This window comes from Asticcacaulis sp., from assembly GCF_035497195.1.
Lineage (GTDB): Bacteria > Pseudomonadota > Alphaproteobacteria > Caulobacterales > Caulobacteraceae > Asticcacaulis.
Genome location: NZ_DATJDZ010000023.1, coordinates 216,366 through 231,732 on the forward strand (window position 1 = coordinate 216,366; position 15,367 = coordinate 231,732).

16 protein-coding genes are annotated in these 15,367 nt (G+C 57.1%); 4 read left to right on the plus strand and 12 right to left on the minus strand.

Features of this window, described 5'->3' with window-relative positions; translation table 11 throughout:
• Positions 1–25: 25 nt before the first annotated feature.
• A complete protein-coding gene (locus tag VL130_RS15610) occupies positions 26–856 on the minus strand; it encodes a flagellin (RefSeq protein WP_325364168.1) in 831 nt (276 codons plus the stop codon).
• A gap of 464 nt (positions 857–1,320) precedes the next feature.
• Between VL130_RS15610 and VL130_RS15615 the strand changes: the two genes are divergently transcribed.
• Positions 1,321–2,565 (plus strand): serine hydrolase domain-containing protein, encoded by a 1,245-nt coding sequence (locus VL130_RS15615; RefSeq protein WP_325364170.1) that lies wholly within the window; start codon positions 1,321–1,323, stop codon positions 2,563–2,565.
• A 6-nt stretch (positions 2,566–2,571) separates the two neighbouring features.
• Here VL130_RS15615 and VL130_RS15620 read toward each other — a convergent pair whose 3' ends face one another.
• From VL130_RS15620 to VL130_RS15635, 4 genes are all read right to left on the minus strand, one after another.
• Positions 2,572–2,832: a hypothetical protein gene (locus VL130_RS15620; RefSeq protein ID WP_325364173.1), complete on the minus strand. Its 261-nt coding sequence runs from the start codon at positions 2,830–2,832 to the stop codon at positions 2,572–2,574.
• Positions 2,833–2,893: 61 nt separating this feature from the next.
• Entirely contained in the window at positions 2,894–4,204 is a 1,311-nt protein-coding gene (locus VL130_RS15625; RefSeq protein WP_325364175.1) for a sorbosone dehydrogenase family protein, read from the minus strand.
• Entirely contained in the window at positions 4,201–4,572 is a 372-nt protein-coding gene (locus VL130_RS15630) for a four-helix bundle copper-binding protein (protein ID WP_325364177.1), read from the minus strand. The genes VL130_RS15625 and VL130_RS15630 overlap by 4 nt, the downstream gene beginning before the upstream one ends.
• A gap of 104 nt (positions 4,573–4,676) precedes the next feature.
• On the minus strand, positions 4,677–5,153 hold the full coding sequence (locus tag VL130_RS15635; RefSeq protein ID WP_325364179.1) for a response regulator: 477 nt from the start codon (positions 5,151–5,153) through the stop codon (positions 4,677–4,679).
• Between the two features lie 204 nt (positions 5,154–5,357).
• Between VL130_RS15635 and VL130_RS15640 the strand changes: the two genes are divergently transcribed.
• Together VL130_RS15640 and VL130_RS15645 are read left to right on the plus strand one after the other, a co-directional pair.
• Positions 5,358–5,849, plus strand: coding sequence for a methylated-DNA--[protein]-cysteine S-methyltransferase (locus VL130_RS15640; protein WP_325364181.1), 492 nt, complete (start codon positions 5,358–5,360; stop codon positions 5,847–5,849).
• Between the two features lie 524 nt (positions 5,850–6,373).
• Positions 6,374–6,898, plus strand: a complete 525-nt coding sequence (locus VL130_RS15645) for a cytochrome c family protein (protein WP_325364183.1) — start codon at positions 6,374–6,376, stop codon at positions 6,896–6,898.
• On the opposite strand, the gene VL130_RS15650 is transcribed toward VL130_RS15645, so the two are convergent.
• From VL130_RS15650 to VL130_RS15675, 6 genes are all read right to left on the minus strand, one after another.
• The gene (locus tag VL130_RS15650) at positions 6,895–7,677 is read right to left on the minus strand and encodes a hypothetical protein (RefSeq protein ID WP_325364185.1); all 783 of its coding nucleotides are present in this window, start codon (positions 7,675–7,677) and stop codon (positions 6,895–6,897) included. The genes VL130_RS15645 and VL130_RS15650 overlap by 4 nt on opposite strands.
• 88 nt (positions 7,678–7,765) lie before the next feature.
• Positions 7,766–8,254, minus strand: coding sequence for an NfeD family protein (locus VL130_RS15655; RefSeq protein ID WP_325364186.1), 489 nt, complete (start codon positions 8,252–8,254; stop codon positions 7,766–7,768).
• A 9-nt stretch (positions 8,255–8,263) separates the two neighbouring features.
• Positions 8,264–9,160: an SPFH domain-containing protein gene (locus VL130_RS15660; RefSeq protein WP_325364260.1), complete on the minus strand. Its 897-nt coding sequence runs from the start codon at positions 9,158–9,160 to the stop codon at positions 8,264–8,266.
• 163 nt (positions 9,161–9,323) lie between these two features.
• A complete protein-coding gene (locus VL130_RS15665) occupies positions 9,324–11,804 on the minus strand; it encodes an ATP-binding protein (RefSeq protein ID WP_325364188.1) in 2,481 nt (826 codons plus the stop codon).
• A gap of 285 nt (positions 11,805–12,089) precedes the next feature.
• Entirely contained in the window at positions 12,090–12,230 is a 141-nt protein-coding gene (locus tag VL130_RS15670) for a hypothetical protein (protein ID WP_325364190.1), read from the minus strand.
• 259 nt (positions 12,231–12,489) lie between these two features.
• On the minus strand, positions 12,490–12,909 hold the full coding sequence (locus tag VL130_RS15675) for an NUDIX hydrolase (protein ID WP_325364192.1): 420 nt from the start codon (positions 12,907–12,909) through the stop codon (positions 12,490–12,492).
• A gap of 56 nt (positions 12,910–12,965) precedes the next feature.
• Between VL130_RS15675 and VL130_RS15680 the strand changes: the two genes are divergently transcribed.
• The gene (locus tag VL130_RS15680; RefSeq protein ID WP_325364194.1) at positions 12,966–14,396 is read left to right on the plus strand and encodes an FAD-binding oxidoreductase; all 1,431 of its coding nucleotides are present in this window, start codon (positions 12,966–12,968) and stop codon (positions 14,394–14,396) included.
• A gap of 98 nt (positions 14,397–14,494) precedes the next feature.
• On the opposite strand, the gene VL130_RS15685 is transcribed toward VL130_RS15680, so the two are convergent.
• The gene (locus tag VL130_RS15685; RefSeq protein ID WP_325364196.1) at positions 14,495–15,322 is read right to left on the minus strand and encodes a response regulator; all 828 of its coding nucleotides are present in this window, start codon (positions 15,320–15,322) and stop codon (positions 14,495–14,497) included.
• Positions 15,323–15,367 lie beyond the last annotated feature (45 nt).

Consider the following 15,367-nt stretch of genomic DNA (forward strand, 5'->3'; position numbering starts at 1 on the left):
GGAGGCGATCCGCCCCGGCGTAAGGTTACTTGAACAGGCTGAGCACCAACTGTGGCGCCTGATTGGCAATCGAAAGGGCCTGTATCCCCAGTTGCTGCTTTGTTTGCAGTGACTGAAGCTTGGCGCTTTCCTTCGCCAGGTCGGCATCCACGAGATTGCCGATACCCGCCGTGATCGAGTCCTGTAATTTGCCAATGAAGGTTTCATGAGCCTCCAAAGCCTTAGAAGATGTCCCCATTTGCGCCAGAGACGCCGAAACATTGTTGATCGAGTCATCAATGCTGGTCAGCAGAAGACTGGCCGAAGTCGCGCTTGTGAAGCCGGATGCGGTGCTTAGCATCACGACTCCGCCGCTCAGACTCAACTTTTGAGTCGCCACGGTCATTCGGGAAATGCCGTCGGCACTTGCCAGTGCCTCCAGACCCGGCAAGGACCCATCAAGCAGGTTGATACCGTTAAACGTGGCGTTCTGGACGGTCTTGGTGATCTGATCACGCAAGGCCTGGAAATCCGTGTTCAAGGCAGTCCGGCTGGTGGTGTCCAGGGACGTGTCGGAAGCTGCGAGCGCTTTCTCCTTCATCTGGGTGAGCATATCCGAGATGCTTTCACCCGCCGACATGGCGACATCCACGGAGGAAGTCGCCCGGCTCAGCGAGTCTTTGACAGCATCCAAGGAAGCAACAGAAGCCCGCTGGCTTTGCGCAATGGCAAAGGTCGCGCCGTCGTCCTTGGCTGAAGACACTTTCAAACCGGTATTGATACGGTTCTGTGTCGTCTGCAGTTCGGAATTGGTCTTGTTCAGGTTTTGCAGCGCAACCATTGCGCCAACATTGGTGTTCACCGAAGAATTCAACATCGGATTTCCTTTCCATTCTGGTCGGGGGGATTTTAAACGGCTTTTGCCGCACAGCCATTTTAGCTTGGCCTTGTCAGAGCAAGGGCCGGGCCACGAAAAGGCTGAAAAAATTTAATTTAAGTTACTGAAATGTATTGGTATTTTTTGGTTGCCACACCCCGAATCGAAACGTGACGACACCCATCCCGGCAAAAGCTTCCGCAAATTCCCGCCGGGCGGCAATTTTAACCGCCCGTTAGCCATGTTATCGATCCACGCGGCGCAATGATCCGGGGCCGGAACACAATTTGCTCACGACAATATGACCCTGTAAATTTTACGTTTACCTAAAACGATTTTGAAACCATTTGGCAATTAGTCTAAGTCTTTCACGCCAAGCAGCGACGAGATTCGTTATCGATTTTTTATATCCCTAGGCGCAGTACGGCGGCGCGCATGGGGAGCATATACTGGTTTGTAAGCTTATGACCGCAACGCATGAAAACCCGGCTATCCTGACGCGCCGCTCTACCCTTGGCCTTATGCTGGCGGCGCTGGCGGGCAATGTCGCAGCGCCCAGCCTGATCCGGACGGTCGAAAAGGTAGCCACGCCCACCGCCCCTACAAAGAAAAAGCTGGCTCCGCCCCTGCTCGAATGGCCCACCCTGACGGCGCTTGGGCAGACAATGGTCGACAAAAAGCTGACGCCGGGCCTGAGCCTCAGCGTCATGAGCGCCGGTGTGCTGCTCTATTCAAAGGGCTTCGGCCTGGCCAATATCGAAGCCAATGCCGCCGCCACGCCACAGACCGAATTTCGCGTCGCCTCGATCACCAAGCAGTTCACCGCCGCCGCCATCCTGTTGCTCGCCGAAGGCGGCCTGTTGACGCTTGACGACACATTGGGGAAATTCCTGCCCGCCGTTCCGCGCGGAGAAAACATCACGCTTCGCCAGCTTCTCAGCCACACATCAGGCATGGGCGACTATATCAACGGTCAGGCCAGCAGCATACTGACCGAAGCACAGAACCGCGATTACACCTCGGACGAACTCATAAAGATTATCACGGCGCGCCAGCCTATGTACCGTGCCCAGCCTGGCGCCGCCTGGCTTTACAGCAACAGCGCCTTTACCCTGCTCGGCATTGTCGTCGAAAAGCTGTCCGGCATGGCGTTCGCCGACTTCTGCGCCAAACACCTGTTTGCCCCCGCCGGCCTCTCCCAGACCAATATAGACAAGACCTGCACCACCACCGCCATCTGCAATGGGTATCGGCCCAATTTCCGCGCACCGACCAAGTATGACCTGGCCCTGCCGATCTCACCCAGTTTCGCGGGCGGCGCCGGCGCCATCCGGTCAACCACTGAAGATCTGTGCCTGTGGCACTGTGCCTTACTCAGCGGCAAGGTGCTGAAACCCGAAAGTGTAGAGGCCATGCTGACCCCGACCCTGCTGAACAACGGCAAGCCGGCCTATGAACGCGGGGGCGCCGATCCGCTTGAATACGGTCTGGGCCAGGGGCTTGGCACCATGAAAAACCTGAAGCTCGCCGCGCACGGCGGCCGCCTCAACGGCTTTACCGGCCACCTGCGCAGCTTTACCGACAGCAAACTGACCGTCGCTATTCTCTATAATAGCGATGGCGGCGGCGCGCCGGGCTTTTCGGCGGCGCAAAGGGGCCTGAAAACCGAGGCCAGCCGCCTCGGCATCGTGCACCTCGGCCTCGCCTGAATCGTTTTATGAACGGCGGTAAGATTGATCACTGTCCTGATTATCCGCGTTCAGGCGCTCTTCCGAGCCATCGACATACAGATTTATTGACCCATCCGGCGCTGTTTCAACGCGATTGACGACCGCCGGTCCGCCAAAGCGATCACGCATGTTTTCATCATTGATACGATGTTCCGGTTGAGGCGTGCTCTGGAAGCGGAAGTCATTAGAAACATAGATCTCCTCGCCGGTATTGTTATCGAAAATGTGATATGTGATGGCAGTCATGTGTGTGCTCCTCTAAGAGGACCACTCTGCCACGAGATCATGTAAAGACAAGATACGGAAGTCACATTTCGGGCGTGACAAGCCAGATAACATTACCCACGTCGTCCGCCACCAGCAGCGCGCCTTTGCCATCTATTGCGACTCCGACCGGCCGGCCCCTCGCCTTCCCAGTCTTATCAAGAAAATCCGTCAGGATGTTTTCAGGCTGGCCCGAAGGCATCCCGTTGGCGAAGGGGACGAAGACGACGTCATAACCGCTGGGGGGATTACGGTTCCACGACCCATGCCGGCCAATAAAGGCGCCGCCAGTGTAATGCGCCGGGAACAGAGTGCCGCTGTAGAATGTCAGTCCAAGGGACGCCGTATGTGGCCCAAGCGCATAATCTGGTTTGATGGCGCTGGCTACTTTCTGCGGGTTTTGCGGTTTAACACGCACATCGATATTCTGGCCGTAATAGCTGTAAGGCCAGCCATAAAAGGCGCCATCCTTTACCGATGTCATGTAATCCGGCACCAGATCGCTGCCGATTTCGTCGCGTTCATTGACAACGGTCCACAAGGCGCCCGATTGTAGCTGCCAGCCCATGCCATTCGGGTTGCGCAAGCCACTGGCGAAGATGCGGCTGCGACCGCTAGCCAGGTCAATTTCCAGAATACTGGCGCGTTCCTTTTCGGCGGCCAGGCCATTTTCGCTGACATTGCTGTTGGAACCCACCGTGGCATACAGTCTTGTCCCGTCCGCACTGGCGATGATATTCTTGGTCCAGTGATGGTTGATCGTACCGGCGGGCAGGTCCGCAACCTTTATACCCGGCGCGGTGATGACGGTATCACCTGTGTGGTATGGAAATTTAACAATGGCGTCGGTATTGGCGACATAGAGCTGATCACCGACCAGGGCCATGCCGAAAGGCGACCTCAGTCCTTTGAGCAATACCGTCCGCGTTTCAGCGACGCCGTCTCCGTCAGCATCCCGGAGCAGCGTAATGCGGTCAGGGCTTTTCGGCCCCGCGCCGGCCTTCTTCATGATCATCTTCATGAAAAAGCCCTTGATGCCTTTGGCGTCATCAGGCTTTGGCGGTGCATTGGTTTCAGCCACCAGTGTATCACCATTGGGCAGGACATAGAGCCAGCGCGGATGCGCCAGTCCCGCTGCATAGGCCGAGACGGCAAATCCGGCGGCCGCTGTTGGTTTGGCGCCCGATTGCCAGCCGATCGCATCAGCGACCTTCACGGTCGGAAACAGCGTCTTGTTAGGCGCCGGCAATGACGGGTTCGGACCAATCCCGGCATCGAGGGGTAATTTGGCCGTTTCGCCGCACGCAGTCAGTGCGAGCGCCACGATGAGCAGGCCGGGTGCGGCGTGTTTCATTCGGCAGCCATAGAGGCGTGATGGCTGGCCATCCGGCTCATATCTCGACACGACTGCGCGCAACGGCGGCAGACTTCGGCGCATGTCTTCATTTCATCGCAGTCAAACGCCGCACATGACACGGCGCAGGCTTCGCAAACCTCGGCGCAGGCGGCACATTCGGCGGCATGATGGCCGGACCCGCGCACCATAAAATCGGCCGCGGTTTGGCAGGCCTGGATGCAATCGTTCATCAGCACGGCATGATCATGCGCCACATGCGCGCCGCCCTGATCGAGACAGTGGTTATAAAAGGTATCCTGGCAGGTATCGCGGCACTGCCAGCACAGTTCGATACAGACCCTGATGTCTTCGGGATGCATTCGCATGGCACGACTCCTTTTGTTTCCTTACCAAGCCGCCATTAGCTGCCTTCCATCATGAAATTGCACGGCCGAACTGACCGGCAAACATAAGAATGCCATAAGGAAAATCAGGCGGCGCGCATGAGACGGACATTTTCGCCGTCCGGATCGAGCTTCAGAGCCGGAATGCTCGTCAGCATGGGCCTGAGCTGCGCCAGCGAAGCGGGTTTGACCATATAGCCCGCCGCCCCCAATGCGTGAGCACGGGCCTGATCCTGATCGTAGGTCGATCCCGTACACATCACCACGGCGATAGGCCTCAGCGCTTCATCCTTGCGAATCTCCTCAAGCAGTTCGAAACCGTCCATCCCCGGCATATTGATATCAAGCAGCAGCAGATCAACTATCTCACCGCGCGTCACGGCCTGTTTCAGCATTTCCATCGCCTGTTTTGCCCCGTTGGCGACCTTGAGATTGAACTGCATCTTGTCACGAACTTGCAGGAAAACACGGGCCAGTTCGACATCGGCCTTACGGTCGTCGATCAGGAGCACAGTCGCCAGACGTTCAGACGGGAGAGGATCGGTCAGGGCATCGGTGCGCATTTAATCTCCTTGATCGTTTCTTTACCGGCTTTGGCTACAGGCTGCACGGGTTGGAGCGAAGCATTTTCAGATTACATGATACGTCATTCATCCAGGCTTCACCTATCATGACATACCCTACTGAAGCATGTCTTAAAGCTTAATCAACCTGAGCCGCCCAAAAGTTGATTTGGAAATCTCAAGTGTGCGTGAGACTTTTGTTTTATGGGCCTCTATTTTTCACATATAGATACACTGGTTGGCATGGCGGCGGCAGCCGTTGACGATGACGGCGCCTTGCTTGAATTCACTTTCCTGAACGGCGAAATGTCCAACCATCTGTCGCGGCCGGATCAGGCCGAACATGCGCCGCAAAAACTCGAACACGTCGCCCGGCAGGTTCATGAATTTTTCGACCGGAAACGCACGGATTTCACCCTCGATCTGAAACCACAGGGCACGCCTTTTCAGCAAAAGGTCTGGCGGGCACTGTGCGATATTCCCTTCGGCGAAACCTGGTCCTACCAGCGGATCGCGGTCGCCACCGGCGATATCAAGGCCACCCAGGCGGTCGGCGCCGCCAACGGCAAGAACCCCATCGCCTTGATCATTCCATGCCATCGTGTCATCGGCAAGAACGGCACACTGACAGGCTATGGCGGCGGTCTGCCGCTCAAGCAGAAGCTGCTCGATTTCGAGACGCCGCTCCTCTTTTGATTGAGGAGGTTTTGCCACAGTCTTGCGGCATTCGGACACCTGACCATATTTGTCGTATGTCGTTGAGGCAGGTGTGGATTATGATAACCGCCAAGGCCCGCCAAAATTCTAGTGACCGGACCGGGAACGAGGAGCCTCCGCCATGACCGCCCGTCAAATGCCTGCTCGCCTGCTGATACTTGCTTTGGCCGCGATGACTCTGCTGGCGGCCTGCAATCAGGGGCCGAGCGATTCCACGCCCAGCGAAGTGCCGGCCTCCGCCCCAGTGGACAGCAGCGCCTCCTCTTAGAGACTGTTTGCGAATGCGTGATGCTGGCCTGTAACGGGCTACTTTCTGCGCTTTCTTAAGTACGTCGGAGGGCCGCTCCGGTTCTCGAAATCAGCCCGTTTGGCTACGCCGAATTACATTTCGACTGAGCCTGACGCATTCTCAAATCAGTCTCTTAGGGTGCGACATTAATTCACTGTCGCCAAACGCCTGAATTTCGCCTAAGAGCAAGGCACATATTTCAGGGGCAATTCACATGACCAAGGCTATTTTCTTCCTTGCCATCGCCGGACTGGCGCTTGCCGGGTGCGGCCAGAAGGCCGATAACGACGACGCACCGGATGTGGCGATGGCGACGCCGCACACTTACAGCGATGCGGAAAAAGCCGCCATCCAGGCCACCTTCCCTGCGCCTTACAATACCGCCGATCTGGCGGCCGGCGAAACACAGTTCAACAAGTGCCGCAGTTGCCATACCATCGGGGCCGACAAGATGAACATGGTCGGCCCGCATCTTTATGGCGTCTTCGGCCGCAAGTCAGGTACTGAACCCGGTTATACCTTCAGCGAAGCCATGACGGCGCATGATGTGACCTGGGATTTCGACACCCTCGACGCCTATATCGCCGCGCCGCAGACCGTCGTGAAGGGCACGAAGATGAGCTATCAGGGCATCAAGGACGAGACCGACCGCCATAATCTGCTCGCCTATCTCAAGCTGGAAACGACGCCCTATGCGCCGCCGGCGGCCACTGTGGAATCGGCCTCAAGCGCGAATTAAAAAGTCTTCCACAGACTGACGACCACCGCTTTAACGGCTGGCACGTTCCGGCCCGCAAGAGTTTGCCGCAACCCCAGTTGCACACTGGTTTTCTGCTGAGGCCCAAAGCTGCGCACGACGCTCAGTTCCGTATTGGTCCAGGTGGCGCGCCCCCAGCCTTCCTTGTCGGTGCGGCCGGCGAAAACCTGCGCCATGACCATCCATTTGGGTGACGGCTTCACGCCTAGGGTGGCGTCGACGCGCCACTGGCTGGCCTCATATTGCCGCAGATGCCTGGCTGCCTGGAGATCGATGAAGGCCGGCTTTCCCATTAGCTTGAAGCTTTTACCGGCATAGGCGCGCAGATCGTAATCGGTGCCGCCTTTTGTACTCAGGTCGAAATCCGTGCGCCGGCCCTTCCCCAGGCCCTCGATGCTGGCGCCGAGCGCGAAGACGAAATCGTCGGTCCGTTTTACCGTCCAGCGGCCACCTAACTCAATCGAACTAAGACCTGAAAAGTGTTCTGAATCCGTGGTGTAATCGCGGTAGTTCACCTTGGCTGTCACGGTCAGGCGCTCGCTGACGCCACGATCGACATAGATCGAGGCCTCGTTCGTTTTCCATTTATCCAATGAAAGCGTCTTGTCGCCGTTGGCGTCGAAACCCTTGTCGGCATGGCCCGGTTCATAGCTGATGATGATCTGGGTATCGCCTGTCGCCTGCGGCCAGGCGCCCGCATGAGCCACCGCCGGAAAAAACAGACATGCCGCAAGCACGGCCAGCCTCAACCAAATTTTCATAGACGCCCCCACCAGCGAATACCAGTATCCGCCAGGCGCCATCAAATCAAATAATGGTTAATAACGCAATATGCTACTTAGAGGCGTATCAGGCCGGTCGAACGAAAACCCGGCCTTCATATATGCGCTCTATGACCACGCGATCATTGACAGCCAGCGCCATCTGGCTCGCTTCGCCCAATACCGCCGGCCATTCGACGCCATCGAACACCACGCGTCCCGTGCGTTCGCCGCCGACCACCAGTTCAAAGCCGCTCAGGACTTCGGCCTCCTTGCCGACCATGCGCCGGTGCGGATCGTTGACATCCGGGCTGTGGCTGCTGACCTTGAGAAACTTCGGCGTCAATATCCCCATCACGACGCTCAAAACAGCGAAGGTCAAGGCTTGCAGAAAAAAGCCGAACGGCAGGCCCGTCAGACAGATCACCGCCACAACGCCGGCAGCAGCGGCGGACCACAACAGCCATTGCGTGCCGAGGAATATTTCGACGCCCAACAGCAGAAGCCCGAAGATGAACCAGATCCAGAAGGCGTTCATCGACATCGGTCCCATCAAAAGAATGGAATTCAAGTCCATGATACGCTCCTAAGCTTTCTTCGCCGGCGCTTTAGGGGCATCCGAGTTGCTGACCGTCTTGATCAGTTCCGAAACCCCGCCGATCATCCCCGCCAGCGAAGACATATCGGCCGGCATGATCAGGGTCTTGGTATTGTTCGATTCGGCGAACTTGCCGAAAGCCTCGACATATTTCTGTGCCACGAAATAATTGATGGCGTTGATATCGCCCTTGGCGATGGCCTGGGAGACCATGTCCGTCGCCTTGGCTTCGGCTTCGGCGGAGCGTTCACGGGCTTCGGCGTCGCGGAAGGCGGCTTCCTTGCGCCCTTCGGATTGCAGCACGGCGGATTGCTTCTGGCCTTCGGCGCGGGCAATCGCGGCCTGCTTTTCACCATCGGCCTCGATGATCAGGGCGCGGCGTTCGCGTTCGGCCTTCATCTGGCGCGCCATCGAATCCGTTATGTCATGAGGCGGCTTCAAGTCCTTGATTTCGATACGATTTACCTTCACGCCCCACGGGCTGGTGGCGTGATCGATAACACTGAGCAGGCGGGAATTAATAGCGTCGCGTTGCGAAAGGACTTCATCCAGTTCCATCGCGCCAACGACCGTCCGCAGGTTGGTCATGGCCAGTTGAGTGATGGCGTTGTCGAGGTTATCGACACGGTAGGCGGCAAGGGCGGCATCCATTACCTGAGTGAAAACAATACCATCCACCTTTACGTTCACGTTATCCTTGGTGATGACGTCCTGCTGGGGCACGTCGAAAACGCGCTCCATGACATTGACCTTGCGGCCGATGGCTTCAACGAACGGCGTCAGGAAGGCGATGCCCGGCTTGAGCGTGCGTGTATAGCGGCCGAAATTTTCAACGGTGAACTCATAGCCCTGCGGCACGATCTTGACGATGCTGAACAACAGCATGACGCCAAGCACGATGACGACAAAGGTCACAGGTCCGAAAATGGAAATGGATTGCAGCAATTTGGGCCTCCCCAGGAACAGGATACCTCCGTGATATGGGGTATCTGATGGCCATTATACAGGGGTTCGGGCCAGGCCCTAGCCAAATCGGCGTGAAGACGCTTTAAGCCACTTCCACTTTCGCGTCCGGCTGGTCTTCTTTCAGACGCAGCAACCCGGCCACCGTGTCGATCAGCGTATCCATGATGATCGGTTTGGAAATGTGCGCATCCATGCCGGCAGCATGGCAGGCCTCGATCTGGTCGTGCATGGCGTCGGCCGTCAGGGCGACGATCGGCACATGCTGGCCTTCGGGTTCCTGCGAACGGAAGATGCGCGTGGCCTCCAGCCCGCCAAGGCGCGGCATGTTGAGATCCATCAGCACCAGGTCATAGCGCGACATATCGAGATCAAGCGCTTCCTGACCATCGACCGCCTCGGTGATGATAAAGCCGAAGGGTTCGAGGAACAGGCGCGCCACCTTGCGATTGACGGGGTGATCATCGACCAGCAGAATGTGCATTCCCGGCAGGTTAGCATTATCGTCGTGCTTCGGCATGGTCTTCATTTCCGGTTGTTCCGTCTCCTCAGTCGCCATCACTTCGCCGGCTTCAAAGGTCATGACAAAGGCCGAACCGGCGCCCTCCTCGCTGGTGACGCTCAAGGAACCGCCCATCAGTTCCGCCAGGCGGCGGCTGATATTGAGGCCGAGGCCGGTGCCGCCGTATTTACGGGCTGTCATGGCGTCAGCCTGGGTGAAGGCCTCGAACAGCTTGTCGAGCGTCGTCTTGCTCATGCCGATGCCGGTGTCACGCACCTCGACACGTACCCGGTAACCGCCCTCTTCGCGCGGTGTGGCTGAGGTGAGAATACGCACCGTGCCTTTTTCGGTAAATTTCAGGGCGTTGGAAACGAGGTTCGACAGGCATTGATAGACCCGCAGCACATCGAAGGTCATCGGTTCGCTGGCGTTTTCATTGAGTTCGTAGCGCAGCATGACGTCCTTGCCGTCCAGCAGGGAACCATAGGTATTGATGACGCGCTCGATCATGTCCTTCATGGTGGAAGGGGTCGGCGCCAGTTCGATCTTGCCGGCTTCGATGCGCGACATATCGAGCACATCATTAAGCAGCACCAGAAGGGTCTTGCCGGAATCGACGAGGATATCGACCTGCTCGCGCTGGGTCTCGCTGAGGTCGTTTTTCTTGAGCGCCTGCGCCATGCCAAGCACACCGTTGAGCGGCGTGCGCAGTTCGTGGCTCATGACCGCCAGGAAGCGCGATTTGGCGGCGTTGGCGGCTTCGGCGTGCTCGTGGGCGTCGCGCAGATGCCACTGCATACGGCGCATCCGGAAAACCCACATCGCGCCGCCGATAACAATCACCGCCAGCAGCAGCGCGATCAGGACAGCCGCGCCAAGCAGCAAATTGCGCATTTGCACCTGCTTGACCAACAGACGGCTTTCGGCGGTCTTGCTGTCGAGTTCCTTGCGCAGGGCCTTGTACATGCCCTGGACGGAATCGATACGCGCCCTGTCGTAATAGGAGGACTGAAGCCGCCCCCATTCATCCAGCGTGTCAAAAGCTTCTGCGCTCCGACCTTCGCTTTGAAGTGTGTAGGCTTCAACGCGTTTCTCAAATAGAGTGTCCCGCGGACTCATCGTCTCCGGCACTGCACGCAATTTGGCAAGATAAAAACGCGCCTTGGCACTGTTTCCTTTAGCAGCATAGGCCTTAGTTAATAACCGAAGTTTCCATACATCAAGTACATTTCCCACCATACCCTGTGTCACATACGAATCTTTCAGGCAGGTTTTTACGGCGTTATATTTTTGCGCTTGGTCCTCAATAGTAGCGCAAAGAAATTCATCCCAGGTCTTGAGGTCTTCGACATTGTATTTGCGGACGTAATCACCGTGTAACTTCTGAAACTGCTCCGCGACCGGCATGTCGTTTTCATGCGCCGCCCATAAGGCCAGATCATAGACCATATCCAGCTTCTGGGAAAAAAAGGCGTTCTTTTGCGACAACTTCGCCATAGCGAACATATTATTGGCATAGGCGTCATAGTCGCCAACGGCACCCAACGAGTAAGCGATGACCTGGTATGCCGATTCAAGCACAGGTTCGGCGTCCGGCCCCTCTGCTTTCAGACGTACAATAAGCTTATCACCTAGGTCGATGGCGTCGGCCCACTGTTCGAAATGTTGCAGGTAACGTATCCGTTCGACCATGACGATGTTTTGAAGCGCCTGATCAGGCGTCGCAAGATAGGTGGTCCATTCACGATCAGTGAAGCCATTGAAATCGCCGATCTCACTCTGATAGGCCTGATACATAAAGCGCGCCAGCAGATCGAGATCACTATCGCCTTCTTTCTGCGCCAGTTTCAAGATGCGGTCATGCCAGGCCAGCAACTTGGCCTCGTTTTGATCGGTTTTATAGGCGTATAATACGCGCCACAGAGCGTGAATACGGGCATCGCCGGACAACTTGACGGCGCGCTCACCATAGGCGTCAATTTCATTTTCGATATATGTGAAAGAATTGGCGGCCACCAGACTATAAACGGCGACCAACTTTTCATGACGGGGTGCGGCGTCCACGTCCTGTGCCTGTACCGGCATTACCAGAATCAAACAGGCAAGCAGAAGCGCGCTCCCAAAGACAAGCCAATGCCTTGTAGCCGCAATGCTCATAAATCGACCAGAGCGACTCATGTCATCTCCCGTTACCCCAGATTGCACTTATAAGACCATAAAGACCTTAGGATTCACTTAAGTCACAGGGTTACGGAGATGCAAACATGCAAAACGCCCTGCGCAAGCACAGGGCGTTAGATAGTATGAAAACGAAAGCCTATAGAAGATTTTCGTTAATTTCGACCGTGATTAACGGGCACCACCGCAGACGCAACCGAATTGCGGTTGGCAAAAGCAAGTCGGCATTTGGTGCGCGACAGCCTGGCTGACGGCGACAGCGGAACTGGCGGCAGCGATCAGAACGGCAACAGCGATTGTCAACTTCTTCATGAATTTACTCCTGAGACTCACCAAAACAACATTTGACGCAGTCTGGAGTTCCTTTTGAACGTTCGGAATTACAGCCCTGCCGCACGGTTTCAAGCGGATTAACCACTTTCATTACCGTTAACAGCCATTAACCACAAAAATTAAACTCGCACAAGACGCGAAGTTCCCGACCCTGCCTCCATACTTTGATTTTTTGCAATTAACTAGAATCCGCGACCGAAAAGTCACAGTCTTTTTAAGCGCCTCAGTGCGGTAATTATCACCGCGATTTCAACAGGACGTCGCGCATATCCGCGCTATTAATCAATGACATGGCTTCATCAAACGACATAAAGCGCGCCTCATCGGCATCATCGCCGGCGACCGGTTCCCCCGAAAGCCATTGGGCGCTATAGTCGACCAGAATGTAATGAAACTGCGGCTCTATTATCTCGTAAACGGCGAGCAATTCGCCGATTTTGGCCCTCACACTGGTTTCTTCAAACAACTCACGCAGGGCGGCGTCATGCAGCGCCTCCCCTCGCCGCACCTTGCCGCCGGGGATCGACCACTCCCCCAGACGCGGTGCGCGGCCTCGCCGGATCAGCAGCACCTCGTCATCCCGCCAGCAGACCACGCCGACCGCCGGAACCGGATATAAGCCGAACTGACCGGATTCCTTAGTTATTGTGTCTTGCACTTCCGGCCTCTCTCGCTTAACGCAACGCCAACGCATCTTTAATGAAGGTTTATCCGATGTCCACGCCCGCATTCGCCGAAGCGCCGCCTGTCTCGCCCGAAATTATCGCGCAGATCAAGGCCGTGGTTGGCGAAGCCGGTTACAGTGAAGACGCCATGCGGGTTGATCCGAAGCTGACCGAATGGCGTGGCAAATGGAAGGGCCATACCCCCCTCCTCGTCCTGCCGAAATCGACTGCGGAAGTCTCGGCAGTCGTCAAGATCTGTTACGACAATGGCGTGGCCATCACCCCCCAAGGCGGCAATACCGGCCTGGTCGGCGGGCAAATCCCTTTCGGTGAAATCCTGATCTCGCTGGAACGCATGAAGACCGTCCGCGACGTGGCGCCGACCGACGATACGATGGTGCTGGAATCGGGCCTGACTCTTTTGGACGCCCAGCAGATCGCCGAAAAAGCCGGCCGCTACTTCCCGCTCTCCCTCGCCGCCGAAGGTACGGCGACGGTTGGCGGCGTGATCTCGACAAATGCCGGCGGCACGGCCGTGCTGCGCTACGGTGTGACGCGCGATCTCGTTTCCGGCCTGGAGGTCGTCCTGCCCAACGGCGATATCTTCAACGGCCTGAAGCGCCTGCGCAAGGACAATACCGGCTACGACATCAAGCATATGTTTATCGGCGCCGAAGGCACGCTCGGCATCATCACCGCCGCCTCGCTTAAACTCTTTCCGATCATGAATTCGCGTTCGACCGCCATCGTGGCGTTTGACAGCGCGCAAAAGGCGATCGACCTGCTGGTCCGCGCCAAGCAGGAAACCGGCGGCCAGGTCGAGGCCTTCGAGTTGATGGGGCGCTACGGTTTATCACTCGTGCTCAAGCATATCCCCGACACGCGTGAACCGCTGGGCGCTGAATATCCGTGGTACGCCCTGATCGAGGTCGCGTCCGGCGATCCGGATGGCGCGGCCGCCTCAATGGAGCGCCTTCTCGAAGCCGCCTTTGAAGAGGAACTGGTGCTCGACGCCGTGATTGCGCAAAATCAAACCCAGGCCGCTGAATTCTGGCGTCTGCGCGAAGATCACTCCGCCGCCGAAAAGGCCGAGGGTGCTGCCTGGAAACACGACATCTCCGTGCCGTTATCACGCATGGCTGAATATATGGAAGAAGGCGCGAAAGCGGTTGAAGCCTTCCTGCCCGGCGCGCGTCTCGTGGCTTTCGGCCATGTCGGCGACGGCAATGTCCACTTCAACGTCATCGTGCCCGAAGGCATGGACGCCGGCGAATTCAACGCCCTGCGTGACGCCGGTGCCAAGGTTATCCACGATCTCGTGCATCAGTACGAAGGGTCTATTTCCGCCGAACACGGCCTCGGCCGCATGAAGACGCAGGAAGCCCTGCTCTACAAAGACCCGGTGGCGGTAGCGGCTATGCAGGCCTTGCGACTGGCGCTCGATCCGAAGCGGATCATGAACCCGCATGTTCTCTTCTAGAGCTCAAACGCCGGACTAGGCGTCCCCCACGCCTTTCGCGCAAACGTGCACGGCGCGTAGTCACGCTTGCCAAGACCTGACGGTCTTGGAGACCTACCCTACCGCGCGAAAATCGCATCGATAGCCGCCTGGGCCGCGCCCTCTTCCGGATCGTCCTTGGCGCGGATAACGCTGGCCACGGCCTTGAGCAGGTCGTGCATGGTGAAGGGCTTGGGCAGGAGCGCATCCGCGCCCGCCGCTTTCGCCGCCGCCAGAACGTGTAAGGCGGTGATGGTGGAATCCACGCCTTCCGACATGGCGACCACCTTGCAATGCTCGAAATCGCTCTTGATCTGTGCCGTGCCCTCAATGCCCCCGATACCAGGGATAAGTACAGCCGTCAGCACCACATCGATCAGGCCAAGATTGTGGTCAAAGAAGGCGTCTTCCATGTTGGCGGCGTAGGAGACCTTGTAACCGACCTGCCTGAGCACCCGGCAAATGTCATTGCGCAGGTCTTCATTATCCTCGACAACCAATATATTGTGATCCTTCGAGCGGGCGCGATGGTACGCATTGGTATCGGCCAGCAGGTTTTTCAGTTTTTCCGGATTAAACGGCTTGGCCAGGACGAAATCCGCCCCGGCGATGCGCGCCTGGTTCATGGCGGCATTGACCGCATTGCCGCGCCCGCCGCCATCCGACATGATGGCCAGGGGCGAATCCTGGGCTTCGCCGCGAATTTGGTCGATGATTTCGATGGTGGCGCCGCCGGAGTCATAGGCGTCAAACAGCAGCAAATGAAAACGGCTGCCTTTCAGCAGGCGCATCGCCATTTTCTGATCAAAACTGAGAACCGATGTCCACTTCTGCTGATGCAGCATCAAGGCAATGCGCTGCGCCAGATCACGGTTCTGATCCATTATAAGCACGCTGCCTAAACTCATTCCGAACCCTTGATACGGCGACTTTATTCTTGTTTCCTGATTTTA